14 protein-coding genes, 2 tRNA genes and 3 rRNA genes are annotated in these 24,428 nt (G+C 41.3%); 6 read left to right on the top strand and 13 right to left on the bottom strand.

Features of this window, described 5'->3' with window-relative positions; all coding sequences use genetic code 11:
- Nucleotides 1–123: 123 nt before the first annotated feature.
- The 3 genes from AA637_RS13625 (at nucleotide 124) to AA637_RS13615 (ending at nucleotide 6,133) form a co-directional block, all read left to right on the top strand.
- Nucleotides 124–1,677 carry an NAD(P)H-quinone oxidoreductase subunit N gene (locus tag AA637_RS13625; protein ID WP_446683204.1) on the top strand — a complete coding sequence of 518 codons (1,554 nt, stop codon included), beginning with the start codon at nucleotides 124–126 and terminating at the stop codon, nucleotides 1,675–1,677.
- A gap of 173 nt (nucleotides 1,678–1,850) precedes the next feature.
- Entirely contained in the window at nucleotides 1,851–4,433 is a 2,583-nt protein-coding gene (gyrA, locus tag AA637_RS13620) for a DNA topoisomerase (ATP-hydrolyzing) subunit A (protein ID WP_446683203.1), read from the top strand.
- Between the two features lie 65 nt (nucleotides 4,434–4,498).
- On the top strand, nucleotides 4,499–6,133 hold the full coding sequence (locus AA637_RS13615) for an alpha-D-glucose phosphate-specific phosphoglucomutase (protein ID WP_446683202.1): 1,635 nt from the start codon (nucleotides 4,499–4,501) through the stop codon (nucleotides 6,131–6,133).
- Between the two features lie 188 nt (nucleotides 6,134–6,321).
- Here the strand turns inward: AA637_RS13615 and AA637_RS13610 are convergent, their stop codons facing one another.
- From AA637_RS13610 to AA637_RS13595, 4 genes are all read right to left on the bottom strand, one after another.
- Nucleotides 6,322–8,280 carry an HpaII family restriction endonuclease gene (locus tag AA637_RS13610; RefSeq protein WP_446683201.1) on the bottom strand — a complete coding sequence of 653 codons (1,959 nt, stop codon included), beginning with the start codon at nucleotides 8,278–8,280 and terminating at the stop codon, nucleotides 6,322–6,324.
- Between the two features lie 135 nt (nucleotides 8,281–8,415).
- Nucleotides 8,416–8,778, bottom strand: a complete 363-nt coding sequence (locus tag AA637_RS13605; RefSeq protein ID WP_446683200.1) for a hypothetical protein — start codon at nucleotides 8,776–8,778, stop codon at nucleotides 8,416–8,418.
- 148 nt (nucleotides 8,779–8,926) lie between these two features.
- Nucleotides 8,927–9,370 (bottom strand): YlqD family protein, encoded by a 444-nt coding sequence (locus tag AA637_RS13600; RefSeq protein WP_069791326.1) that lies wholly within the window; start codon nucleotides 9,368–9,370, stop codon nucleotides 8,927–8,929.
- Nucleotides 9,371–9,395: 25 nt separating this feature from the next.
- Nucleotides 9,396–11,306: a long-chain fatty acid--CoA ligase gene (locus tag AA637_RS13595; RefSeq protein ID WP_446683199.1), complete on the bottom strand. Its 1,911-nt coding sequence runs from the start codon at nucleotides 11,304–11,306 to the stop codon at nucleotides 9,396–9,398.
- Between the two features lie 435 nt (nucleotides 11,307–11,741).
- Here AA637_RS13595 and surE point away from each other — a divergent pair, with 435 nt between their 5' ends.
- Nucleotides 11,742–12,533: a 5'/3'-nucleotidase SurE gene (surE, locus tag AA637_RS13590; RefSeq protein WP_446683198.1), complete on the top strand. Its 792-nt coding sequence runs from the start codon at nucleotides 11,742–11,744 to the stop codon at nucleotides 12,531–12,533.
- Nucleotides 12,534–12,639: 106 nt separating this feature from the next.
- On the opposite strand, the gene AA637_RS13585 is transcribed toward surE, so the two are convergent.
- The 3 genes from AA637_RS13585 to trpC form a co-directional block, all read right to left on the bottom strand.
- Nucleotides 12,640–13,482, bottom strand: coding sequence for a glycerol acyltransferase (locus tag AA637_RS13585; protein WP_069791330.1), 843 nt, complete (start codon nucleotides 13,480–13,482; stop codon nucleotides 12,640–12,642).
- A 276-nt stretch (nucleotides 13,483–13,758) separates the two neighbouring features.
- Nucleotides 13,759–14,223, bottom strand: coding sequence for an MEKHLA domain-containing protein (locus AA637_RS13580; protein ID WP_446683197.1), 465 nt, complete (start codon nucleotides 14,221–14,223; stop codon nucleotides 13,759–13,761).
- 138 nt (nucleotides 14,224–14,361) lie between these two features.
- Nucleotides 14,362–15,243 (bottom strand): indole-3-glycerol phosphate synthase TrpC, encoded by an 882-nt coding sequence (gene trpC, locus AA637_RS13575; protein WP_446683196.1) that lies wholly within the window; start codon nucleotides 15,241–15,243, stop codon nucleotides 14,362–14,364.
- A 195-nt stretch (nucleotides 15,244–15,438) separates the two neighbouring features.
- On the opposite strand from trpC, the gene fabG reads away from it, so the two are divergent.
- Both fabG and AA637_RS13565 read left to right on the top strand, forming a co-directional pair.
- Complete coding sequence (gene fabG / locus AA637_RS13570) at nucleotides 15,439–16,200, top strand: 3-oxoacyl-[acyl-carrier-protein] reductase (protein ID WP_446683195.1); 762 nt, start codon at nucleotides 15,439–15,441, stop codon at nucleotides 16,198–16,200.
- 143 nt (nucleotides 16,201–16,343) lie between these two features.
- Nucleotides 16,344–18,041, top strand: a complete 1,698-nt coding sequence (locus AA637_RS13565) for a potassium channel family protein (protein ID WP_446683194.1) — start codon at nucleotides 16,344–16,346, stop codon at nucleotides 18,039–18,041.
- A gap of 55 nt (nucleotides 18,042–18,096) precedes the next feature.
- Here AA637_RS13565 and rrf read toward each other — a convergent pair.
- The 6 genes from rrf to mraY all read right to left on the bottom strand — a co-directional run bounded on the left by rrf (nucleotide 18,097) and on the right by mraY (nucleotide 24,398).
- A 5S ribosomal RNA gene (gene rrf / locus AA637_RS13560) occupies nucleotides 18,097–18,214 on the bottom strand.
- 59 nt (nucleotides 18,215–18,273) lie between these two features.
- A 23S ribosomal RNA gene (locus AA637_RS13555) occupies nucleotides 18,274–21,051 on the bottom strand.
- A gap of 117 nt (nucleotides 21,052–21,168) precedes the next feature.
- Nucleotides 21,169–21,241, bottom strand: a tRNA-Ala gene (locus tag AA637_RS13550).
- 5 nt (nucleotides 21,242–21,246) lie between these two features.
- Nucleotides 21,247–21,320, bottom strand: a tRNA-Ile gene (locus AA637_RS13545).
- Between the two features lie 74 nt (nucleotides 21,321–21,394).
- Nucleotides 21,395–22,884 (bottom strand): 16S ribosomal RNA (locus AA637_RS13540).
- Together the 16S, 23S and 5S rRNA genes with 2 tRNA genes alongside form the textbook arrangement of a ribosomal RNA operon.
- A 443-nt stretch (nucleotides 22,885–23,327) precedes the next feature.
- Nucleotides 23,328–24,398: a phospho-N-acetylmuramoyl-pentapeptide-transferase gene (gene mraY, locus AA637_RS13535; protein WP_446683193.1), complete on the bottom strand. Its 1,071-nt coding sequence runs from the start codon at nucleotides 24,396–24,398 to the stop codon at nucleotides 23,328–23,330.
- Nucleotides 24,399–24,428: the final 30 nt, after the last annotated feature.

Genomic DNA, 24,428 nt, shown 5'->3' with positions numbered 1-24,428 from the left:
TTAACTTATCATCCATGATTAAGCAATGCCATAAAAACAATTATCCATTATCAATTCTTAATTGTCCATTGTAGGAACTTTTCAGGTAAGATTGACTATTGATAGTTTTAAAATCAACTAATTATGGATTTTTCTAGTCAAATCGCTAGTCAATTAAATGCGATCGCAATTCTACCAGAAGGAATTGTAATCATTACATTATTATTAGTATTAATAGGAGATTTAATATTCGGACGTAAAGCCGCCTCATGGTTGCCCTACTTTGCCATTGGAGGTTTACTGGCGTCTGTGGTAGCCCTAGTGTTGGGCTGGGATAATCCCAACCCCCAATCCTTTTTAGGCTCTTTTGTGGGTGACAACCTCAGTATAGTATTCCGCATCATTGTGGCACTGTCAGCAGCCATTACCATCTCCATGAGCATTACTTATATTGAAAATACAGGCACTGCCCTAGCAGAATTTATTTGTATTTTGCTCACCGCTACCCTTGGGGGAATGTTTCTCTGTGGGGCATCGGAATTGGTGATGATTTTTGTATCCTTAGAAATGCTCAGTATTTCTTCATACCTGATGACAGGATACATGAAAAGAGATCCTCGTTCCAATGAAGCTGCCTTAAAATACCTTTTGATTGGGGCGGCTAGTTCTGCTATTTTTCTTTATGGTTTATCCTTGTTATATGGACTTTCTGGCGGTTTAACCGATATAAATGCGATCGCCTCTACCATCCAACCAGGCACTGGTTTAGAATCTTTAGGTTTAGCCATTGCCCTCGTTTTTGTCATCGCAGGTATCGCCTTCAAAATTTCCGCTGTACCATTCCACCAATGGACTCCAGACGTTTACGAAGGTTCTCCTACCCCCGTGGTTGCTTTCCTTTCCGTAGGTTCAAAAGCCGCAGGATTTGCCCTAGCCATTCGCTTACTCGCCACCGCCTTTAATCCCATGGGCGAACAATGGCAATTTATCTTTACCGCCCTAGCCATCCTTAGTATGGTACTAGGAAACGTGGTAGCCCTTGCCCAAACTAGCATGAAGAGAATGTTAGCATACTCCTCCATCGGTCAAGCAGGGTTTGTGATGATTGGTTTAGTCGCCGACTCTCAGGCAGGGTATTCTAGTATGATATTTTACCTCTTTATCTACCTATTCATGAACCTTGGAGCGTTTACCTGTGTAATTCTCTTTGCCCTCAGAACAGGCACTGATAAAATTAGTGATTATGCAGGATTGTATCAAAAAGATCCCCTCCTCACCCTTGGTTTAAGTCTCTGCCTACTCTCCCTTGGCGGTATTCCCCCCTTGGCTGGATTTTTCGGTAAAATTTACATTTTCTGGGCAGGATGGCAAGCTGGGCTTTATGGCTTAGTTTTAACGGCGCTCGTCACCAGTGTAATTTCTATCTACTATTACATTCGAGTGGTGAAAATGATGGTAGTAAAAGAACCTCAAGAAATGTCTGAAGTGGTCAAAAGATACCCCCCCGTGCGCTGGAATCTTCCAGGGATGCGCGCCATGCAAGTATCTCTTGTTTTATTGGTGGTTGCCACTTCTTTGATTGGTATTCTCTCTAATCCTGTAGTTACCGTAGCTAATAATTCTGTGATTAGTAGTTCTGTATTAGAAAGTGCGATCGCACCTAATCAGGTAATAAACGATATTGCCATCAACAAATAAGCTAAGAAAATTTTTTTCTCGCAAAAATTTTTCATCATCAGTGGGGTTGATTTAGCCGTCAGCCTCGCTTTTTTTTATCACCATTCCCCATTGCCTATTCCCCATTCCCTCACTTGATTTTTGAGGGGCTAATCTATGCTAAAATAGCATTAATTTCGTGACTCAAAATATATATGACCTCCATCCAAGAACGCATTGTACCAACCAATCTAACCAGTGAAATGTCAAACTCTTACCTAGAGTACGCCATGAGCGTTATTGTAGGTAGGGCTTTGCCCGATGCAAGAGATGGTTTAAAACCAGTTCACCGTCGTATTTTATACGCCATGTATGAGCTAGGATTGACCCCAGAAAGACCTTTTCGTAAGTGTGCAAGGGTTGTGGGGGAAGTCTTGGGTAAATACCACCCCCACGGTGATTCAGCGGTATATGATGCCCTTGTGAGGATGGCTCAGGATTTTTCTATGCGAAATCCTTTAATCAATGGTCACGGGAACTTTGGTAGTGTGGATAATGATCCACCAGCGGCCATGCGTTATACAGAGTGCCGTTTACAGTCTTTGGCTACCAATGGACTTTTAAGAGATATTGAAGCCGAAACCGTTGATTTTATTGATAACTTTGATGGCTCTCAACAAGAGCCTGTGGTTTTACCTGCTAGGGTACCTCAACTGTTGTTAAATGGTACCACAGGGATTGCGGTGGGGATGGCCACAAATATTCCTCCTCACAACCTCGGCGAGTTGATTGATGGTACCATTGCCATGATTCATAATCCCGAAATTACTGACATTGAATTAATGCAGTATATCCCCGGCCCTGATTTTCCCACAGGGGCACAAATTTTAGGCAGACAAGGCATAAAAGAAGCCTACACCACGGGCAGAGGTTCGGTAACCATGCGGGGAGTAGCTGGTATTGAAACTATTTCCCAAAGGGGCAGACAGGATAGGGAAGCTATTATCGTTACGGAGTTGCCCTATCAAACCAACAAAGCCTCTTTAATTGAAAAAATTGCTGATTTGGTTAATGATAAAAAAATTGATGGTATCTCTGACATTAGGGATGAGAGCGATCGCAACGGGATGCGCATTGTCATAGAATTAAAAAGGGATGCCTACGCTAGGGTAGTATTAAACAACCTCTACAAACAAACCACCATCCAAAGCAACTTCGGTTGTAATATGTTGGCATTGGTAGGTAACGAACCTCAACTTTTAACCCTCAGAAAATTCCTCGAAGTCTTCCTCGATTTTCGGGTAGAAGCCATTACCCGCCGTACCCAATATCGTCTCCGTAAAGCTGAAGAAAGAGACCATATTTTACAGGGGTTATTAATTGCGCTCGGTAACTTAGATGCTGTAATTCGTCTCATCCGCAGTGCTGCCGATAGCGCTAACGCCAAACAACAGTTAGTCGATGATTTATCCCTCTCTGAGTTTCAGGCAGATGCTATCTTACAAATGCAACTAAGAAGACTCACCGCCCTAGAAGCCGAGAAAATAGAAGCCGAACATCAAGACTTACTAACTCAAATCACTGACTTACGGGATATTCTCGAGCGTAAAGAAAGAATCGATGCCATCATCGAAGAAGAATTAATCGAAATCAAAACTATCCATGCTACCCCTCGCCGTACGGAAATCATCCAAGGGGATGGAGATTTAGTGGATATTGATTTAATTGCCAATGAGCAAGTAGCCATTATTTTAACCGAACAAGGCTATTTGAAAAAAATGCTTGTCAGTACCTTTGAAGCTCAAAACCGAGCCACTAGGGGTAAAGCAGGGGCAAAAATGAAGGAAAATGACGAGGTACAACACTTTTTGACGGGGTGCGAACATGATACCATTCTTTTCTTTAGCGATAGGGGCGTAGTATATGCCCTCAGCGCCTATCAAATCCCCTCAAGTTCCCGTAACGCCCGTGGTATGCCCATCATCCAGATGTTGCCCATTTCCTCGGAGGAAAAAATCACCTCTATCCTCGCAGTAAGTGAGTTTACAGATCATGAATATTTGGTCATGTTAACCCAAAATGGTTATATCAAAAAAACGGCCCTCTCTGCCTTTGCTAATATTCGCAGTAATGGGTTAATTGCCATTTCCCTCGCTGAAGGGGATGAGTTGCGTTGGGTGCGTCTAGCTACCGCAGAAGATAGCATTTTAATTGGCTCTCGTCGAGGTATGGCCATCCATTTCCACGCTGATAATGATCAACTACGCCCCCTCAGTCGTACGGCTAAAGGGGTTAAATCCATGAAGCTACGGAAAGGAGATCAATTAATTAGTATGGATATTATTCCTTCTCAGGTGGTGGCTACCATTGGGGAGGCGGATGATAATGAGCCTGATAATGACACGGAAGAAGAATTAACCAATGATACGGCCAAAGATGCTCCCTGGGCCTTGGCGGTAACTACTAGCGGTTATGGCAAAAGAGTTCCTGTATCTCAGTTTAGGCTACAAAGAAGGGCTGGCTTAGGTTTGAGAGCCATTCGTTTCCGTAAATCTACGGAAGAATTAGCGGCTTTGCACATCGTCAATGCTGATGATGAGTTTATGATTATCACCACAAGGGGTATTATTATTCGTTGTGATGTTAATGCAGTTTCTCTCCAATCCCGTAACGCTAGTGGGGTAAGGGTGCAGAAATTGGATGGGGATGATGCGATCGCAGCGGTGGCTTTAGTACCCCCCGCTAGTGAAGAAACCACGGAGGAAATGGCTTCAGATGTAACCACAGATTTAAGTTAAATTTTAGTGGGAGCTTTCTGTTAACATTTTTAGGGAACACAATAGAGTAATCAAATTGATTATTTATGAGTATTATAAAAGTCTCTACAACTCCCTTTAATGATCAAAAACCGGGGACATCAGGCTTGCGCAAAGCCGTCACCGTATTTCAAAAACCCCACTATTTAGAAAACTTTGTTCAATCAATTTTCGATAGTCTTCCTGAATTAAAAGGCAAAATTCTTGTATTAGGAGGAGATGGACGTTATTACAATCGTCAGGTCATCCAAACTATCCTCAAAATGGCATCTGCCAATGGTGTAGGGCGTGTTTTGGTGGGTTGTGACGGTATTTTATCCACCCCTGCTGCTTCATGCCTTATCCGTGGTAACAATGCCTATGGTGGTATTATTCTTTCAGCTTCTCACAACCCCGGAGGAGAAAACGGTGACTTTGGAATTAAGTACAATGTTACTAATGGTGGTCCTGCTCCCGAAAAAGTTACCGAAGCCATTTACCAGCGCACCTTAACCATCAAAGAATATTCTGTCCTCGAATCTGCTGATATAAACCTAAATAACCAAGGTTCATTTAAACTAGGTGATATGGAGGTAGAAGTGGTAGATTCGGTCAAGCCTTACGCTGAATTAATGGAGTCTCTATTTGACTTTGATTTAATCAAAAAACTGCTTACTGGTGGTCAGTTCAAAATGTGCATGGATTCCCTCCACGCCGTCACAGGACCCTATGCAAAAGCAATTTTTGAGCAAAAATTAGGTGCATCCACTGGAACCGTAATAAATGGTGTTCCCCTCGAGGATTTTGGGGGAGGACATCCAGATCCGAACTTGGTTTATGCTAAAGGGTTAGTGGATATTCTTTTTGGGGATAATGCTCCCGATTTTGGTGCTGCTTCCGATGGTGATGGCGATCGCAACATGATTTTAGGCAAACATTTCTTCGTCAATCCCAGCGACAGTTTAGCAGTTATTACCGCTAATGCCCACTTAGTAAAAGGCTACAAACAAGGACTAGCAGGGGTTGCCCGTTCCATGCCCACCAGCGAAGCCGTAGATAGAGTTGCCGAAAAATTAGGTATTGACTGCTACGAAACCCCCACAGGATGGAAATTCTTTGGTAATCTCCTCGATGCCGACAAAGCCACCATTTGTGGAGAAGAAAGTTTCGGTACAAGTTCCAATCATATCAGAGAAAAAGACGGACTTTGGGCAGTGCTTTTCTGGTTAAACATCATCGCCGTTAGACAAGAATCCGTCGAGCAAATCGTCAAATCCCACTGGGAAACCTACGGACGCAACTTCTACTCCCGTCACGACTACGAAGAAGTCGCCAGTGAAGGCGCCAATGAATTAGTCAACCAACTACGCAACCAATTCGATACCCTCGTGGGCAAAACCTATGGTAAATATACCGTCAAATATGCCGATGACTTTAGTTATACTGACCCTGTAGATGGTAGTGTATCAGAAAAACAAGGAGTCCGCATAGGCTTTACCGACGGCTCAAGAATTGTTTTCCGTCTCTCTGGCACAGGCACAAAAGGCGCCACGATAAGGGTTTATTTAGAAAGTTATGAACCTGACACCACCAAGCAAAATTTAGACACCCAAGAGGCGCTCGGTGACTTAATTCAAGTGGCAGAAGAAATCGCCCACATCAAGAAATATACCAATAGAGACAAACCCACCGTTATCACCTAAAAAAGTGATAATGTTTCTCCTAAATAACCTTATTTTTTGCTCTTTTTTAGTATCTATAGAAAAGCAAATTAAGATTAATTTAAACTAAAAGGTGGATAAAAATCCACCTCAATTATTTCTATCACTTTCCAAAACAACTCAGTGGAATTGGGAAAGCATACACATTTTTTACTTAAGTTTTTTCAAAATTAACGAAATCTAAGCTGTAAATTAAGTTTAAAATACAAATTACCATCATTTTCTAAAATTAATTTACCATAACGATGTCTAGTTGTTGAAGGAGTGTCAAAAACTATATTTTCAAATAAATAGTCCTCTAAAGAAGAAAGATCTATTATATGGAAAGCTAATTGTTCGCCATCATCTTTAACTACTATTGTACCATTTGAAGCATATTTTCCATCCCATTTAGTTCCAGCGAAAAAGCCCAACAAAACACTAACTAAAAATCGTTTTACTTTAATAGTCAGAGAGGATAAATCATCAGTAATATTATCTAATAATCCTTTATTATAAACAGAAACTAAATTTTCAGAGAGGATATTATTTCTCTCAACAAAAAACTCCAATAACATTTGTGCTACAGTTTCAGGCATCATTGAATCAATAATTCTAAGATTGTAAGACATCGTTTCTTGTTCAATTTGATGAAAATAAAAAATTCCTCCAAATTCAATTATTTTATTAAGACGATCTTTTAAGGTTTTAGTGCTGTTGATGTTATCCAAATCTCCCTTAGATAAATTACCAACTTTAAAAATAAAATTAGTTTTTCCAGAAGCATTCAATAAAGTTGGTTTACTACCTAAATAAGACTTAATTCCGAATCCTTCATTTGTTTTACAGAAATTGTCTTGACTTATATCTAAAACAATATCGCTTTTTTGATTACTTCTACCCCCTTTAATAATAGAAATTCCTAATTCATTTTGTATTGCTACTATATCATCAATTTCAAATGTCCCTTTATTTTGTTTAATCTGATGACTTAAATCTTGTAAAATGTCCTTATTAATAAGTTCTCTTACATTAACTTGTTTTCTTTGCTTGGTAATTTTATTCTCTATAAAAACTAAATCAGTATCAGTTAAGATTATATCTTTATCCAAATTAAGAGTAGATACTTTAGAAACAGAAAAGTAGTTTTGTGTGTTATTTAAATCTTTATCTGATAAAGTAAGTTTTTTATCATTAATCACCTTAAAAAATGAATATATTTCAGTCCATTCACCTTTATTTTTTGTTTTTTTCATATCTAAACTTTGCAATTCAATAATATTTAAATGATTTAATAAACTTTTCCCACATTCCCTAATGGCATCGACTGCGACACTATTTCCTAACTGTTTCATAGCCTCTTTTTTGGAAACAGGAAACTCAAAACTATCAGGAAATCCTTGCATTTTTTTCCCCTGTTCAGGCATTAATTGCCTTACTTCACCGTCAACTAAATAAGAGTCCCAATTTCTTCTATCATTAATGTTAGAACCTCGTCCACCAACTCTTAAAGTAAAACCAATTTCCCGCGAACATTGACCTTCCCAAACATCTGACATATTAAATTTTAGAGGCTTAGTCGGAGGAAAGTTAAATCCTTTTAAAAATCCTTCATCTCTAAAGCCAATAATAAAAGTTCTAGGTCTTAATTGTGGCAGCCCGTAGTCTGAGGCTTTGACTATTTGATAATAAAAACTGTAGTTTAATTCTTCTTCTAAAATTTCTCTAATAATTTTAAATGTTTGACCTTTATCATGACTAATTAAACCCCTGACATTTTCTAAGAAAAATGCTTTTGGTCTTTTAATTTCTAAAATATCAACTATATTGAAAAAAAGATTTCCTCGTTCTGATTTATGATTATCATTAAATCCTCTTTTATATCCTGCTTGGCTAAATGGTTGGCAAGGAAATCCAGCACATAGTATGTCAAAATCAGGAATTTCTTGGGGAGATATTTTGCGAATATCATCATTAAACATCCCTTTTTCAAATAATTCTGGGTTGATGGAATAGAAATTATGTTGATAGGTTTTTCTAGCATGAGTGTCAATTTCTGAAGCGAAGACACATTCCCCACCCAAGGAATGAAAAGCTAAATGAAATCCCCCTATTCCTGCAAATAAATCAATAAATTTGAATTTTTCCAATTTATCTTATTCTTAATGAACTGACTTTACATCATAAATTTACTATATATGTTACTTGTAGGGTGGGCAATGCCCACCATTAAAATTTGAATATATTTAAGACATGATAAGGATGCTTTGGATTTTTAATCTTAATTAATTCTCAGAAGATTTACTATTGAGCTTATTTAACTCCTCTCGAAGGTTAATTACTTCCTGCGTTAAACTTCGTAAATCTTGGCTAGAAGGAGTTGAACCACCAGAGGGCTTGGTATTAGAAGACTTAGGTACATTATTTTTTTGATTGAAAAAATCTTCAATCATTTTTTTTGCTTCATCCTCTGTCAAAGCTCCTTTTTGCGCCCATATTTCCGATCTAGCTTGTAAATCTCTGGTTAATTCAGTAATTTTTTGGTTAAGTCGCTCCCTATCTTGGATTGTCTCCACTGCGGAGGCAGTAGCACCAATGGCGATTCTTAAACCTTGTTGGATAGGATTGGGGGAATTATTGCTAGTCATATTAATTACACTTATGAATTTAGTTTTACTGTATCAATAACTGAATTATAGCAATAGTATTTTTCGTGGGTAATTGTAGCTTTTACGAAAATTATTTTGGTGGGCAATGCCCACCCTGCGAAGCCAGATAAATTAGATGATTAATTATTTAAACTTTACCTCTAATTTCCTCTATTACCCCATCTCTGAGGACAACTTCTACATTGAGTTTTTCCACAAGATTATCTCCTTCTTTTACCTCAAAAAAGCTCTCCATTTGAGCCTGTACAACTTCCTGCCCAAGTTCTAATAATTGAACCTGTTGCATTTGCTGCAACATTTGATTTTTGTTTTGTAGAAGTTCGTTTTTTTTCTGATTAACTTGTTGATTGATATTTTCAATTTGTTGGGCGGCTTGAATACTACCTTGTTTTTGGATTTCACCGATCGCCCTTTGCCCCTGTTGTTCAAGTTGAGCGAGTTGAGAATCAATCTGATTAACCTGATTTTGTAATTGTTTTTGAGCCTCATCCTGCCATGCAGGGGTAACGATTACCTTCACATTAACAGGACGCTTGAGAACTAAACCAGAAGTATTTAAATTTAACTGCATAAAATTATATTAACGATAAATTCCATTAAAACATTGCGTTTATCATATCCTGATAATGGTTCGTTACAACAGGGCGCTTCACTTTCAGGGTTTGGGTCATCATACCATTAGCCATAGAAAAAGGCTCTAAAATCAACTCAAAAACAGCGATACGGTCATCAGGACGATACCCAGGGCGATTTTTAACCTCACGGTTTAACTCTTGTTTAAATAAGCTCATAACCTCCTTAGAATAAAGATCACTATTTTCTATCTTCTCTCTGGGCGCTCCAGCATCAGGAATTTTTAGGGAAACTTTATTTTCTTTTGCCCACCCACTCAAGGCATCAAGATTCGGTACAATCAAAGCTCCCAAATATTTTTGATCTTGCCCCACCAACATAATTTGATCGATGTAAGGACTGCGCACACACACATCCTCAAGGGGTTGAGGTTCTATATTTTCCCCATTACTCAACACAATAGTATCCTTTGCTCTGCCTGTAATTACCAAGTCATTATCGGAGGTAAGCCAACCCAAATCGCCACTATCAAACCAGCCATCTTCATTAATCGCTTTTGCGGTGGCTAATGGTTTTTTATAATATCCTTGCATTACCTGTGTACCCCGAATAAATACGAGTCCTTTTTGTCCTTGGGGTAGGGGAGTTTTGGTTTCAGGATCAACAATCATAATTTCGGTTTCGGGAAGAGGTTGCCCAGAAGCACCGACAATATTACGATTCATACGACGGGCATTGGTTACAGGGGAAGTTTCCGTTAAGCCATAGCCCACTAAGAGGGGAATATTAACTATTTGGAAAAAGTTATCAATGTGTTTTGCTAAGGAGCCACCGCCACTAATCCATGCTTTAATGCTATTACCGACACCTTCTCTTACTTTGGTATAAACTAATTTATCACCGACCACGTGGAAAGGATAGTAAACTATTGTTTTTAATGTTCCTACAAATTTATCCATACCGCTAGGGTTGAGGTTTTGTAAGTCTAATCCTGATTGGGCTCGTTTACCGTCTAAGTAACCTTGGGACATTCCGAGGAAAAAGTTAACTAATTTTTGTTTGCCACTATCACGGAAGTTTTTTTGTACTCCTTCATAGATGGACTCCCAAAGACGGGGAACACCTACCATATAGTTAGGTTTGTAATCTTTCAAGTCCTGTTTAAAGTAACGGATACTGGTATAAATTAAGGTCGCACCACGGGATAATAGGAAATATTCGGCGGCTCTTTCGTAGGAGTGCCAACTAGGTAAAATGGTTAAGATGCGATCGCCCTTAGCTGGTTGAATAATAATCTCCAAATTACGTACCTGATGCAACAAATTACGGTGGGTTAACATTACCCCCTTGGGCTTACCTGTAGTACCAGAGGTATAAATAAGAGTTGCCAAATCATCAATTTCTCCCTCTACAGAAGTAAAACTTGCCCCTACTCCCAAATCCATGAAGCCAGAAAAATTATATACAGGACAGGGAAAATCCCCCTCAAATACCTCATCAGAAAGTAAAATAACCACCTTGAGAGGGTAAGTATCTAATTCAGGACGCAACTTTTGTAAACACTCTAAATCTTGAACCACCAACGCCACACTATCACTATCATCCAAAATATAGAGTAGTTCATTTTTTTCTGCCCCCGAAGAGCGCACCGCATCCACCGCCCCAGCCATAATAATACCTTGATCTGCCATTAACCAACGGGGGCTATTATCCGCAAACAAACAAATTTTATTCCCCTTCTCAATACCCAAACCCTGTAAAGCCGTAGCAAACTGTCTAATTTTGCTATGCAATTCCTGATAACTTAACTTCAATTCTGGCTTACTATGAGGATCTTGTAATGCCAAAGTATCACCAAATTCTGTAGGAATAAAATCCCACATCCCAGCTAAAGATTTAAGGTTTAAATATTTACTAGATTCTATATTACTCATAACTTTTTATTTTTTAATTTTATATGTTGTAATTTTACTAGATAGGCTCAAAGAGTCTAAAATAAACAAATAACAAAGGATTTTCGTTAATGGTTAAATTATCAACTTAATGTTTTGCTTGATAGTAAACATCATAATCTAGTTATTTTCGTCTAACATTCCCCCTAGGCAACAAATTAAATTGTCACAATAAAGCATTACTTAGGCGGTGTTTAAAAAATGAAGTAGTGAAGATGGGCAATAGAGAATGGGAAATGGTTTTCTTGCTTTAATTGACTGGTATAGTATCTGTTATTATGCTTTTTTAACTGTTTTTTTGTTAAATTTTGATATATTCCTTAATACTTCTAGTAGTATCCTTAAACCCTTGATACTTCTAATTTCTGATTTATTGAGCAGACTTTTATTATCCATTATCCATTATCAATTATTTAGATGCGTATTTTAATCAGTAACGACGACGGTATTTTTGCCAAAGGAATTCGTACCCTAGCCGACACTTTGGCTAAGGCAGGACATGATGTAACGGTGGTAGCCCCCGACATTGAAAGATCAGCCACTGGTCATGGTTTGACCCTCCATCACCCCATTAGAGCCGAACAAATAGAAGGATTGTATCACCCCAGTATCACTGCTTGGTCTTGTTCTGGAACTCCTTCCGATAGTGTTAAACTCGGATTAAGTGCCATTATGGGCGATCGCCCCGATTTCGTCCTCTCAGGCATCAACCAAGGCTCTAACCTAGGAACAGATATACTATACTCTGGTACCGTATCCGCCGCCATGGAAGGCACCATCGAAGGCATTACCAGCATTGCTTTTAGTCTAACCAGTTTCACCATCAAAGAATTTCAACCCGCCGCCAACTTCGCCCTAAAATTAATAGAACAACTACAAGAAAAACCCCTCATCGACTCAACCCTTCTTAACGTCAACATTCCCGCCCTCCCCGAATCAGAAATTGCAGGAATTAAAATCACCAGACAGGGATTAAGAAGATATATCGAACACTTCCAAAAAAGATCAGACCCCCGCGGAAAAACCTATTATTGGTTAGCAGGGGAATTAGTGGAAGAACTAGACCAACCAGAACACATTTACTTACCCCCCGAACTCCCCACGGACGTACAAGCCAACAAACAAAACTATATTACCATCACTCCCCTGCAATATAACCTTACGGATGTGGTTATGGTCAACGATTTACAAGAGCATTTTGATTCGTAACATGGATTTAGTTGGCACTGTTATTGGTTAGAAAATGAAACGAAAAAATCCTTAACAAGGGGTTTAAATCCCTGACTTGAAATTGAAATCCTCTGTATCAAAATCATTAGAGCATGGCATACTTGTCATTGGAGTTGTCATAGAGTAAATCTAACTGATACTGCATAGATTTCTCCACCATGTCATAACATTCATCCACATAATCTTTATCCTTACTAGCATCCATTCCATAATGTTTAAAATAAATGGGAGGACATACCCTCGTACGAATAGGATTAGGTAATGGAATATTCGGTAAAGGGCCAAAGGCAATGCCCCAAGGCAAACCAAGATAGATAGGAAAGGTTTGAGGATCAACATCCAAAATCCAATCAAACCACCCTAAATCATGAAAAGACTTCGCCTGTTCATACAAATCCGTCAATACATACAAAGTTTCATGGGCGCCCTTGGACACCAAAGGCACAATGGGCAAAGAATATTTAAGGGCTAATTTAATAAAAGCCTTTCTACCCACCAACTTAATTTTATCCCTCTCACTGTAGGGGCGAAACACATCCTCAGCGCCCCCAGGGTACACCAAAACACTAGCCCCAGACTCGATCGCCCTTATGGCCATTTTTGGATGGGCTACCACCGCTCCGCATTGTGCCGCTAAATCTATCACGGTACTATAAACTTTCCAAGCACTGGGGTGCATCAGTCCATATACTGGCTTTTCTACCCCAAAACGTTTGAACCAGTCATACATCATCATGGTCATGTCAGGGGCGCCCAACCCCCCATTATGAGAACCTACAAACAACACTTGAGTATTGGGGATATATTCCCAGCCATCGGTTTTTACTTGAAAATAATATTTATATAAAAATTCCCAAAATGGCATTACCTTTTTTATCGTTTCTGGATCTCTATAATCTAATGACCAGCCTAATCGTTTATCTGACATCATAAAAATTGCTATTTTTTATTTCCCATTGCCAATATCTTCTTAGGCAATACTACTTCCAGCTTACAGTAATTTTACAAAACTTCACAATTAGATGTCAGGAAAAGGGCGATCGCCCACGAAAAATACCGATAATACCAAATCCGATTAATAGAGTTTACTATTATTCACCGTGTAACAATTGACAATAAACAATTACTATCCGTTCCCCGTTCCCTGTTCCCCGCCCTAATTAGTATATTATTGAAACGGGATTTAGTATAATAATAGGAAAAACTAGAGTTTTTCCCACCGAGAAAAAGTAGCAGCTTGACCACAATAATTATTAGAATTATCCACTAAATTCCACATAGTAATATCTTTAATATGATATTTTATTCCCGTGCGAGAAATTCTTACCCCTTCATAATTTGACACGTAACCTTTAGTGTTTGTTTCTTGCAAAAGTATTTCTCTTTCTTCCCTTAATAAAGGCTCTGTCGTAGTACGAGATGGGGTTTTTATTAATTGTTCCCATGACATATCCCATAAAATTAAGCCTTTTTCACTACCATAATTATAGGTTGGATCTGGTAATGTGTTGTGGCTAAATACTACCATGGGAGCATAAAAAAGGTTTTTTGCTTGGGCTAATTCATCTCCTTTTCTTTCTATTAAGTCTTTTTTTACAAGTGTTTTGTAGCTATTAAGTATTATTTGACTCCAATTAATTATCTGCTGATTTTCCCAAATGTTAATCATCTTTTATTTATTTAATTAGATTTTTCTGATATTATTTACTGTCTTTTTAACAAATTTATTTACAGTTCAAGATTACTCTGCCCCCCATAATCATGGGGGATTTTTATGGGTAGTGTTTGACTCAACCTAGAAACCAATTTAGTAAAAATTTTTCACCGCCGAGGTAATATCATCTTGTTTTACCAAAGATTCACCGATTAAGACGGCGTTTGCCCCTGCCTGTTGTACAAATTGTAAGTCTTCTTTGGTGTATAAACCTGATTCACTAACGATGGTAATTCCTTTTTCCTTGATAATGTCTGCCCTTTGAGCAAGAATTTCTTTTGTGTTGTCAAGGCTAACGGTAAAGTCTTCGAGGTTGCGATTGTTAATACCGATTAATTTTACTCCGTCAATGGCTAAAACTCGGTCTAATTCTTCGAGGGTATGCACTTCGATAAGGGCTGTCATACCTAATCCTTCGATGATTTTGAGGAAATATTTAATGTCACTATCTTTGAGGATGGCGGTAATGAGTAAGACGGCATCAGCGCCGTTTAAACGAGCAAGATAAATTTGGTAAGGGTAAATGACAAATTCTTTGCACAATAAGGGCACATTGACGGTGTTTCTAACTATGGCTAAGTTTTCAAAGCTACCTTGAAAAAATTTTTTGTCGGTTAGCACTGATAAACAAGCGGCACCTCCTTTTTCATAAGCAGTTGCGATCGCACTAGGTTCAAAATCAGCACGAATAATCCCTTTACTAGGGGATGCTTTTTTAACCTCAGCAATGAGGGCTGGTTGATGGGGACTATTATGAAGCGCTCCTAAAAAGTCTTTGGGTTGATTGGTTAGTTTTTTAACCTGTACCCTTAAATCTAACAGAGAAAGGCGATCACGCATTTTCTCCACCTCTTGCTCTTTATACCATACAATCTCTTCGAGGATATTTTGAGGTTCACCTTCTGGCACTTTTACTTGATAGCATAAACTCTCAATGGCAACGGAGGGGGAAGGCTCTTGACGGCGAATTCTCATGTTTGATAATTATGACGGAGGATTAATATTGTATTTTCACAATTTACACTTTTTTAATGACCCTTGGCAACACAAATCATTGACAGTGAACAATTAACAATCAAATTTGTTTTATTTCCCTGTCTCTCCAATACTTCACTATTCAAATTTCTGGTAAACTAATCCGTGCAGTTTAATGATAGTAGATGGTTATATATGGAACTATTACCTGATAATTTACAGAAATTAAAAGACCAAGTAGCGGTTATTACAGGGGCTTCCCGTGGCATAGGAAAAGCCAGTGCGATCGCCCTTGGGGAAGAAGGAGCATCCATTGTGGTAAACTATGCCAGTAATAGTGAAGCAGCGGACAAAGTCGTAGCCGAAATTACCGAAGGGGGGGGGAGTGCGATCGCCATTAAGGCCGATGTTTCTAACCCAGAAGAAGTAGATAATCTTTTCAAAGAAGCGGTCAAACAATTCGGCAAAATCGACATCCTCGTAAATAATGCAGGAATCACCCGTGACACCCTCATGTTAAGGATGAAACTCGAAGATTGGCAACAGGTGATCAACCTCAACCTCACAGGGGTATTTCTATGTTGTAAAGCCGTTAGTAAAATGATGCTTAAACAAAGAAGCGGTAAAATTATTAATATTTCCTCCGTGGCAGGGCAAATGGGCAACCCTGGACAAGCTAACTACAGCGCAGCTAAAGCAGGGGTAATCGGTTTAACAAAAACCCTCGCCAAAGAATTTGCCAGTCGTGGTGTCACTGTTAATGCCGTTGCCCCTGGATTTATTGAAACTGATATGACAAGCGGATTAGAAGCCGATGAAATTTTAAAATTTATTCCCCTCGCCCGTTATGGTAAGCCAGAAGAAATTGCGGGGATGATTCGTTTCTTAGCAGCTGACAAGGCTTCTAGTTATATCACAGGGCAAGTATTCAACGTTGATGGTGGTATGGTAATGTAATTATCGAAATTGTGGGCATTGCCCACCCTATATTTTTTCTAGTATAGTAAATCACAATTAGGTTTCAAACTATAAGAGATAATGAAAAAAGAACTAAATAGGTTGATAATGACTTGTTGACCAAATTTTAAATCCAACTCAAAATGAAACCTTTTATCATCGTTTGTGCTTTAGGTAGGACAGGTTATAAAATCTATAATCTGTTAAAGCAACAGGGGGCTAATGTGGTGGGAATAAGCGATCGCCCCTTGACTACCCAAGAAAATGATCATATTGTTGTGGGTAATATGAGATCCCCCCAAGTGTTGATGGATGCAGGGATTACGGAAGCTCATACCATTGTCTTAGCTAGTAATGATGATGCCCTCAATGTCGCAATTCTCACCGAAGCACGAACCCTTAACCCCAAAATTAGAATCATTAATCGTCTCTACAATCGTACCCTTGGGGCAAGGTTAGATCACACCCTACCAGATCACTTTACCATGAGTGTCCCTGCCCTCGCTGCGCCTATTTTTGCCTTTGCTGCTACAGGAAACAGGGCGATCGGGCATTTAAAATTATTGGACAAAACATGGGCATTGCAGGAAGAAGTCATAGACGAAAATCATCCCTGGTTAGGGCTAAAACTATCTCAACTATGGGATAACCTAGAGCAGATGTTAATCTACTATTTACCTAAACAGGGAGAAATTGACCTCGTTTCTGCCGTCATTGAAGGTAAAACTCTACAACTAGGAGATCATTTAATCGTTGCGACTAAAGCCAAGATAAACAATAAATCAAGAAATTTTCTCATCAAATTTTTAAAAGTTTTTCTCAACATCGGTAAATATAAGCAATATGCCCGTCCTGTTATAATTATTACCCTTATATTACTATCGTTAATTTTTCTTGCCACTTTTACCTATGTTTTTGTCAACTGGGATATTTCCCCCGTGGATGCTCTTTATTTTAGTGTGGGCATGATTACAGGGGCTGGAGGTAAGGAAGAGGTTGCCGAAAATGCCCCTGACATCATCAAAATATTTACCGCTTTTATGATGATTGTGGGTGCTGGAATAATTGGTATTTGTTACGCCCTTATTAATGATTTTGTCCTGGGCAGTCGTCTAAAACAGTCTTGGGATGTGGCACAAATACCCAGTAAAAATCACTATATTGTCTGTGGTTTGGGTAATGTTGGCATTGAAATTATTCAAGAATTACACCGTCAAGGGCAAGATGTGGTAGTAATAGAGCCAAATCCGAATAATCGTTTTCTTCACTCTGTACGTTCTCTCGGAGTACCGATAATAGTTGAAGATGCTACATTATCTGATACCCTTAACACTGCTAATGTGCGCCGGGCGATCGCTCTGTTAGTAGTTACCAGTAATGATATGTTAAATGTAGAAATAGCTCTCACGGTAAAGGCGCTCGCTCCTAACTTACCCGTAACCCTGAGAGTACAGGAAAGTCAATTTGCCCAATCAGTCCAAGACGTATTTCAATTTGAAACCGTACTATCCCCCGCCGAACTTGCAACCCATTCCTTTGCCGCTGCTGCACTAGGGGGTAGAATCCTCGGAAATGGCATGACTCAAGACTTACTTTGGGTAGCCCTAGCCACCATGATTACTCCTAATCATCCTTTTTGTGGTCAAGAAATTAAACATATTGCCAGTCAAGCTGATTTCGTTCCTCTCTACATCACAAGAGGGAATAAAAACATTCATAGTTGGAACTTATTAGAAATAAAATTAAAAGAAAATGACATTCTTTACTTAACAATTCCAGCCAACCGCCTCGACGAATTATGGCGTATCGATTCTTCTTCCCCTATCCTAATTCACAATTAAAATTAAGCAAAAAAAAAGCCGCCGTATGATGGGGCGGTTTTTTTTTGATTATTAAGGCAGGCATAGAACTATTGTCCCAAGGGGCTACCCCCGTAGTATCGTCGCTGCTGCTGTGTTTCACCCACGAGTTCGGGATGGAGTCGTAGTGGTTCCACAACGCTAGATACACCTGCCAAGATTATGAGGTTAAAAACCCTCAAGACTGCATAGATAATTATAAGTAAGTTTGGAATAGGTCAAGCTGACGGTCTGTTAGTACACTTCGGCTCCATACATTACTGCACTTCCACCTTGTGCCTATTAACGGGTGTTCTTCCCGTGACCTTACACCAGAATACTCATCTTGAGGTGGGCTTCCCACTTAGATGCTTTCAGCGGTTATCCACTCCGTACATGGCTACCCAGCGTTTACTGTTGGCACAATAACTGGTACACCAGCGGTACGTCCTTCCCGGTCCTCTCGTACTAAGGAAGGCTCCTCTCAATATTCTCACGCCTGCACCGGATATGGACCGAACTGTCTCACGACGTTCTGAACCCAGCTCACGTACCGCTTTAATGGGCGAACAGCCCAACCCTTGGGACGTACTTCCGCCCCAGGTTGCGATGAGCCGACATCGAGGTGCCAAACCTCCCCGTCGATGTGAACTCTTGGGGGAGATCAGCCTGTTATCCCTAGAGTAACTTTTATCCGTTGAGCGACGGCCCTTCCACTCAGCACCGTCGGATCACTAAGACCGTGTTTCCACCCTGCTCGACCTGTATGTCTCGCAGTCAAGCTACCTTCTGCCTTTGCACTCTTCGACTGATTTCCAACCAGTCTGAGGTAACCTTTGTACGCCTCCGTTACCTTTTTGGAGGCGACCGCCCCAGTCAAACTACCCACCTGAAACTGTCCTCATTTAAGAGTTAGAATTCTAGCCTTCTGAGAGTGGTATCTCACCATTGACTCCATTATCCCCACAAGGATAATCTCATCGTCTCCCACCTATCCTGCGCACAGCAGGCCCGAACACAATTCCAAGCTATAGTAAAGCTTCATAGGGTCTTTCTGTCCAAGTGCAGGTAGTCCGTATCTTCACAGACAATCCTATTTCGCCGAGCCTCTCTCCGAGACAGCGCCCAGATCGTTACGCCTTTCGTGCGGGTCGGAACTTACCCGACAAGGAATTTCGCTACCTTAGGACCGTTATAGTTACGGCCGCCGTTCACCGGGGCTTCAGTCGCTAGCTTCATCCTAAGACTGACCAACTTCTTTAACCTTCCGGCACTGGGCAGGCGTCAGCCCCTATACCTCCTCTTTCGAGTTTGCAGAGACCTATGTTTTTGCTAAACAGTCGCCTGGGCCTTTTCACTGCAACCACCTCTCGGTGGCACCCCTTCTCCCGAAGTTACGGGTCATTTTGCCGAGTTCCTTAGAGAGAGTTAACTCGCTCCCCTTAGTATTCTCTACTTGCATACCTGTGTCGGTTTCGGGTACCGGGATTCTACATTCAACACTATTAAAGCTTTTCTTGCCACTATCCTTACACTCTCACAACCGAAGTTGCTTCCAATCCACTTAGGATGAGTTTATCTTTCATGGGTCCCTTTAATAGCTCCTGTAAAACCACGCAGGAATATTTACCTGCTTGCCATCGACTACGCTATTCGCTTCGCCTTAGGTCCGGGCTAACTCTCCACGGACGAACCTTCTGGAGAAACCCTTATGCTTTCGGGGTTGAAGATTCTCACTTCAATTTTCGCTACTTAAGCCGACATTCTCACTTCTCTATCGTCCACATCTGCTTGCCGCTAATGCTTCTCCCAATAGAGAACGCTCCCCTACCACTCAATATGAGTCCATAGCTTCGGTGAAAGACTTAGCCCCGTTCATTTTCGGCGCAGGAGCGCTTGACCAGTGAGCTATTACGCACTCTTTCAAGGATGGCTGCTTCTAGGCAAACCTCCTGGTTGTCTTTGCACTCCCACCTCCTTTATCACTTAGTCTTTACTTGGGGACCTTAGCTGATGGTCTGGGCTGTTTCCCTTTCGACGATGAAGCTTATCCCCCACCGTCTTACTAGTGCTACAATCATGGGTATTCTGAGTTTGTCTCATCTTGGTACCGCTCTCGCAGCCCGCAACGAAACAGTGCTTTACCCCCCATGACATTCCACACCGCTGCGCCTCAACACATTTCGGGGAGAACCAGCTAGCTCCGGGTTCGATTGGCATTTCACCCCTAACCACACCTCATCCGCCAATTTTTCAACATTGGTCGGTTCGGACCTCCACCACCTGTTACGGGGGTTTCATCCTGGACATGGTTAGATCACCCGGGTTCGGGTCTACAAACAGTGACTAGCGCCCTTTTCAGACTCGATTTCTCTTTGGCTTCGACTTTCCGTCTTAACCTGCCACTGCCTGTAAGTCGCCGGCTCATTCTTCAACAGGCACACGGTCATCCGTTCTATCGGACTCCCATTGCTTGTAAGCTAATGGTTTCATGTTCTATTTCACTCCCCTCCCGGGGTTCTTTTCACCTTTCCCTCGCGGTACTTTTCACTATCGGTCACACTTTGTATTTAGCCTTACCACGTGGTCGTGGCTGATTCACACGGGATTTCTCTTATACCGTGCTACTCGGGATTCACCTACAATTACTTCTGTTTTCGACTACAGGACTTTCACCTTCTTTGGTCTAGTTTTCAGCTAGTTCGTCTAACGTCCACTCTTGATATCGATGTCCCACTACCCCAGTATTCGTAAACACTGGTTTAGGCTTCTCCCGCTTCGCTCGCCGCTACTAAGGGAATCACTTTTGTTTTCTCTTCCTCCGGCTACTAAGATGTTTCAGTTCACCGGGTTCGCTCATCACCTTTTTATAGGTGTGTTTTTAGGGTTGCCCCATTCGGACATTCTCGGCTCAATGTTTGCTTCCAACTCCCCGAGACTTTTCGCAGGTTGCTACGTCCTTCTTCGCCTTCGTGTGCCTAGGTATCCACCATTAGCCCTTGATTGCTTGACCTAATTATCTGTTTAATACAGACTTCCTACTTACTTTTTTTTCTATGCAGTTTTCAAGGTTCTTACTGAGACTTTTTCCTCAGCATTTGTTCCATCGAACAGTGCTAAGTTTTCTCACTGGAGATAAGCGGACTCGAACCGCTGACATCCTGCTTGCAAAGCAGGCGCTCTACCAACTGAGCTATACCCCCACCTATGGGCCATCCTGGACTTGAACCAGGGACCTCACCCTTATCAGGGGTGCGCTCTAACCACCTGAGCTAATAGCCCATGAACCCAATCTCTAGTTTGAAGTACCATTTTTCATCACATTCCTTGCTGACCACTATACATGGTCTCCCTTATAAGGAGGTGATCCAGCCACACCTTCCGGTACGGCTACCTTGTTACGACTTCACCCCAGTCACTAGTCCCACCTTCGGCGTCCTCCCCCTATAAGGGTTGGAGTAACGACTTCGGATGTTACCAACTTCCATGGTGTGACGGGCGGTGTGTACAAGACCCGGGAACGGATTCACCGCAGTATGCTGACCTGCGATTACTAGCGATTCCTCCTTCACGCCGGCGAGTTTCAGCCGACGATCTGAACTGGGGCTAGGTTTGATGGGTTTCGCTTCACCTTGCGGTTTCGCATCCCTTTGTCCTAACCATTGTAGTACGTGTGTAGCCCAAGACGTAAGGGGCATGCTGACTTGACGTCATCCCCACCTTCCTCCGAGTTCTCCCCGGCGGTCTCCCTAGAGTCCCCAACTTAATGCTGGCAACTAAGGACGAGGGTTGCGCTCGTTGCGGGACTTAACCCAACATCTCACGACACGAGCTGACGACAGCCATGCACCACCTGTCACGATGTTCCCTAAGGCACTCTTAACTTTCATCAAGATTCATCGGATGTCAAGTCTTGGTAAGGTTCTTCGCGTTGCATCGAATTAAACCACATACTCCACCGCTTGTGCGGGTCCCCGTCAATTCCTTTGAGTTTCACACTTGCGTGCGTACTCCCCAGGCGGGATACTTAACGCGTTTGCTTCAGCACAGCAGGAGTTTATACCCGCTACACTTAGTATCCATCGTTTACCGCTAAGACTACAGGGGTATCTAATCCCTTTCGCTACCCTAGCTTTCGTCCCTCAGTGTCAGTACATGTCCAGTAGAGCGCCTTCGCCACTGGTGTTCTTCCTAATCTCTACGCATTTCACCGCTACACTAGGAATTCCCTCTACCCCTCCTGTACTCTAGCTCTTCAGTTTCCACACCCTGCCCGAGGTTGAGCCTCGGTCTTTAAATGCGGACTTGAAGTGCCACCTACGGACTCTTTACGCCCAATGATTCCGGATAACGCTTGCATCCTCCGTATTACCGCGGCTGCTGGCACGGAGTTAGCCGATGCTTATATTAGGTACCGTCACTTTCTTCTTCCCTAAGTTTTGAGGTTTACAACCCAAGAGCCTTCCTCCCTCACGCGGTATTGCTCCGTCAGGCTTTCGCCCATTGCGGAAAATTCCCCACTGCTGCCTCCCGTAGGAGTCTGGGCCGTGTCTCAGTCCCAGTGTGGCTGCTCATCCTCTCAGACCAGCTACTGATCGTTGCCTTGGTAGGCTTTTACCCCACCAACTAGCTAATCAGCCGCGAGCTCTTCCCTAGGCGATAAATCTTTTACTTTTCAGCTCATCCGGTATTAGCAGTCGTTTCCAACTGTTGTCCCCGACCTAAGGGCAGATTCTCACGTGTTACTCACCCGTCCGCCACTATCACCCGAAGGTGACCGTTCGACTTGCATGTGTTAGGCATACCGCCAGCGTTCATCCTGAGCCAGGATCAAACTCTCCATTGTAAAGTTTCCATCACTTTAAAGCGATTTACTCCTTTTTGATTTGAAGTAGTTTTACTTGCTCTTTCTTGGCAATGCTTAAACCGAGGTTTAAGACTTTTGTTTTTTAAATAAAGTTATTTTGACAAGGATATATGTAATACTTGAAAAATGGCTTTCAAACTATTGAATTGTCGAGGTTCGTGGTGTGTCAGGAAGGCGTGTTGCCCTCAATCGCACATATACTAATATAACTAACCTTTTCTAAAATGGCAACTTTTTCTACCATCTTTTTTCAATCTTCTGTCTCAATCACTACATAATAAGGCTTTCTGGCTCTTAAACTTTTTTTGTATGTGGGGTTGTGCTTTTCTATGCAACCTACTTTCTTAGGGTTTTAGATGATGATGTTAGGTTTTTTATCTTTGTCCATACACTTTCATGGTGGGCATTGCTCACCCCTACCATTAATATAAATAGATGGTGATTAGAATAAGAATGGTATTAATTAGATAAAAGATGCCGACGATTTGGGTTTCTGTCCAGCCACTAAGTTCGAGGTGATGGTGGATGGGAGCCATTTTTAGTAGTCTTTTTCCTTTGCCATTTTCGTCTTTGGTGGCTTTGTAGTAAGCTACTTGGGCGATGACGGAGATGGATTCGAGGAAGAAAAGCAGACTGATTATGAATAATGCCCAAAGATTTTGGCTTAAAATACCGATCGCACTTAGACTAGCACCGAGAGCTAGGGAACCCGTATCACCCATAAAGACAGAGGCTTTGTTGCGGTTGTGGAGGACAAATCCTAGACAAGCCCCACTGATGGCGAGGGAAAAAATGAGTAAGTCTGGATGAGTGTTACTTATCAATATACCGATACCGAGAAAAGCGATCGCACTGGTTCCCCCTGCTAAACCGTCAACCCCATCGGTTAAGTTGGTGGCGTTACTTTCGGCAACGATAACAAAGGAGGCAAGAAACCAGAAGAAAAAGCCAAGGGGCAGAATAATACTAAAAGGAAGAGTGACGTTAGTAATTTCTGGGGGCTGAGTTTGAGCCATCCAAATACAAAAGATAACGGCGAATAGAATTTGTAAGGCTAACTTTTGCTTGGCAGTTAAACCAAGGTTGGTTTTTTTTCGCAAAATTTGCCAATCATCTACCCAACCGATAAAGGCATAAGCCAAAGTGACGAGGGCAACGGCAATGGCATTACTGGAAAAGTTGGTAAAAATTAAACCGACAATGATGGCGGTGGGAATGAAGAAAATTCCTCCCATAGTGGGAGTTCCCGCTTTTTTGAGGTGGGTGGAAGGGCCGTCTTCTTGGATTACTTGACTGGCTTTTATTCTTTGCAGTTGAGGTACTATCACATAACCTAAAGCCCCAGTGATGATAAAAGAAGATAGAAAGGGATTGATTTGATTGATGTTTAAAAAGCTAAGGGCGATCGCACTTAAACCCACAGATAATAGAATAAGTAAAGTAATACCAGTGGGATTGGTAAAGGAATTAGTAAATTTAGAGTTAGTCTGCATGGTAAATAGTGATGGAAAATAAATTTATTA

The organism is Cyanobacterium sp. HL-69 (genome assembly GCA_002813895.1).
Classification (GTDB): domain Bacteria; phylum Cyanobacteriota; class Cyanobacteriia; order Cyanobacteriales; family Cyanobacteriaceae; genus Cyanobacterium.
Note: the sequence above shows the minus strand (reverse complement) of the source record. Positions and strands in the feature narration are given on the sequence as shown.

What these genes read in the sequence shown, in the direction of transcription:
- AA637_RS13605 (WP_446683200.1), bottom strand. Translation starts at nt 8,778, where the DNA reads ATGACTAGCAATAATTCCCCCAATCCTATCCAACAAGGTTTAAGAATC.
- mraY (WP_446683193.1), bottom strand. Translation starts at nt 24,398, where the DNA reads ATGCAGACTAACTCTAAATTTACTAATTCCTTTACCAATCCCACTGGT.
- AA637_RS13595 (WP_446683199.1), bottom strand. Translation starts at nt 11,306, where the DNA reads ATGAGTAATATAGAATCTAGTAAATATTTAAACCTTAAATCTTTAGCT.
- AA637_RS13585 (WP_069791330.1), bottom strand. Translation starts at nt 13,482, where the DNA reads ATGTCAGATAAACGATTAGGCTGGTCATTAGATTATAGAGATCCAGAA.
- AA637_RS13580 (WP_446683197.1), bottom strand. Translation starts at nt 14,223, where the DNA reads ATGATTAACATTTGGGAAAATCAGCAGATAATTAATTGGAGTCAAATA.
- gyrA (WP_446683203.1), top strand. Translation starts at nt 1,851, where the DNA reads ATGACCTCCATCCAAGAACGCATTGTACCAACCAATCTAACCAGTGAA.
- fabG (WP_446683195.1), top strand. Translation starts at nt 15,439, where the DNA reads ATGGAACTATTACCTGATAATTTACAGAAATTAAAAGACCAAGTAGCG.
- surE (WP_446683198.1), top strand. Translation starts at nt 11,742, where the DNA reads ATGCGTATTTTAATCAGTAACGACGACGGTATTTTTGCCAAAGGAATT.
- AA637_RS13600 (WP_069791326.1), bottom strand. Translation starts at nt 9,370, where the DNA reads ATGCAGTTAAATTTAAATACTTCTGGTTTAGTTCTCAAGCGTCCTGTT.
- AA637_RS13615 (WP_446683202.1), top strand. Translation starts at nt 4,499, where the DNA reads ATGAGTATTATAAAAGTCTCTACAACTCCCTTTAATGATCAAAAACCG.
- AA637_RS13625 (WP_446683204.1), top strand. Translation starts at nt 124, where the DNA reads ATGGATTTTTCTAGTCAAATCGCTAGTCAATTAAATGCGATCGCAATT.
- trpC (WP_446683196.1), bottom strand. Translation starts at nt 15,243, where the DNA reads ATGAGAATTCGCCGTCAAGAGCCTTCCCCCTCCGTTGCCATTGAGAGT.
- AA637_RS13565 (WP_446683194.1), top strand. Translation starts at nt 16,344, where the DNA reads ATGAAACCTTTTATCATCGTTTGTGCTTTAGGTAGGACAGGTTATAAA.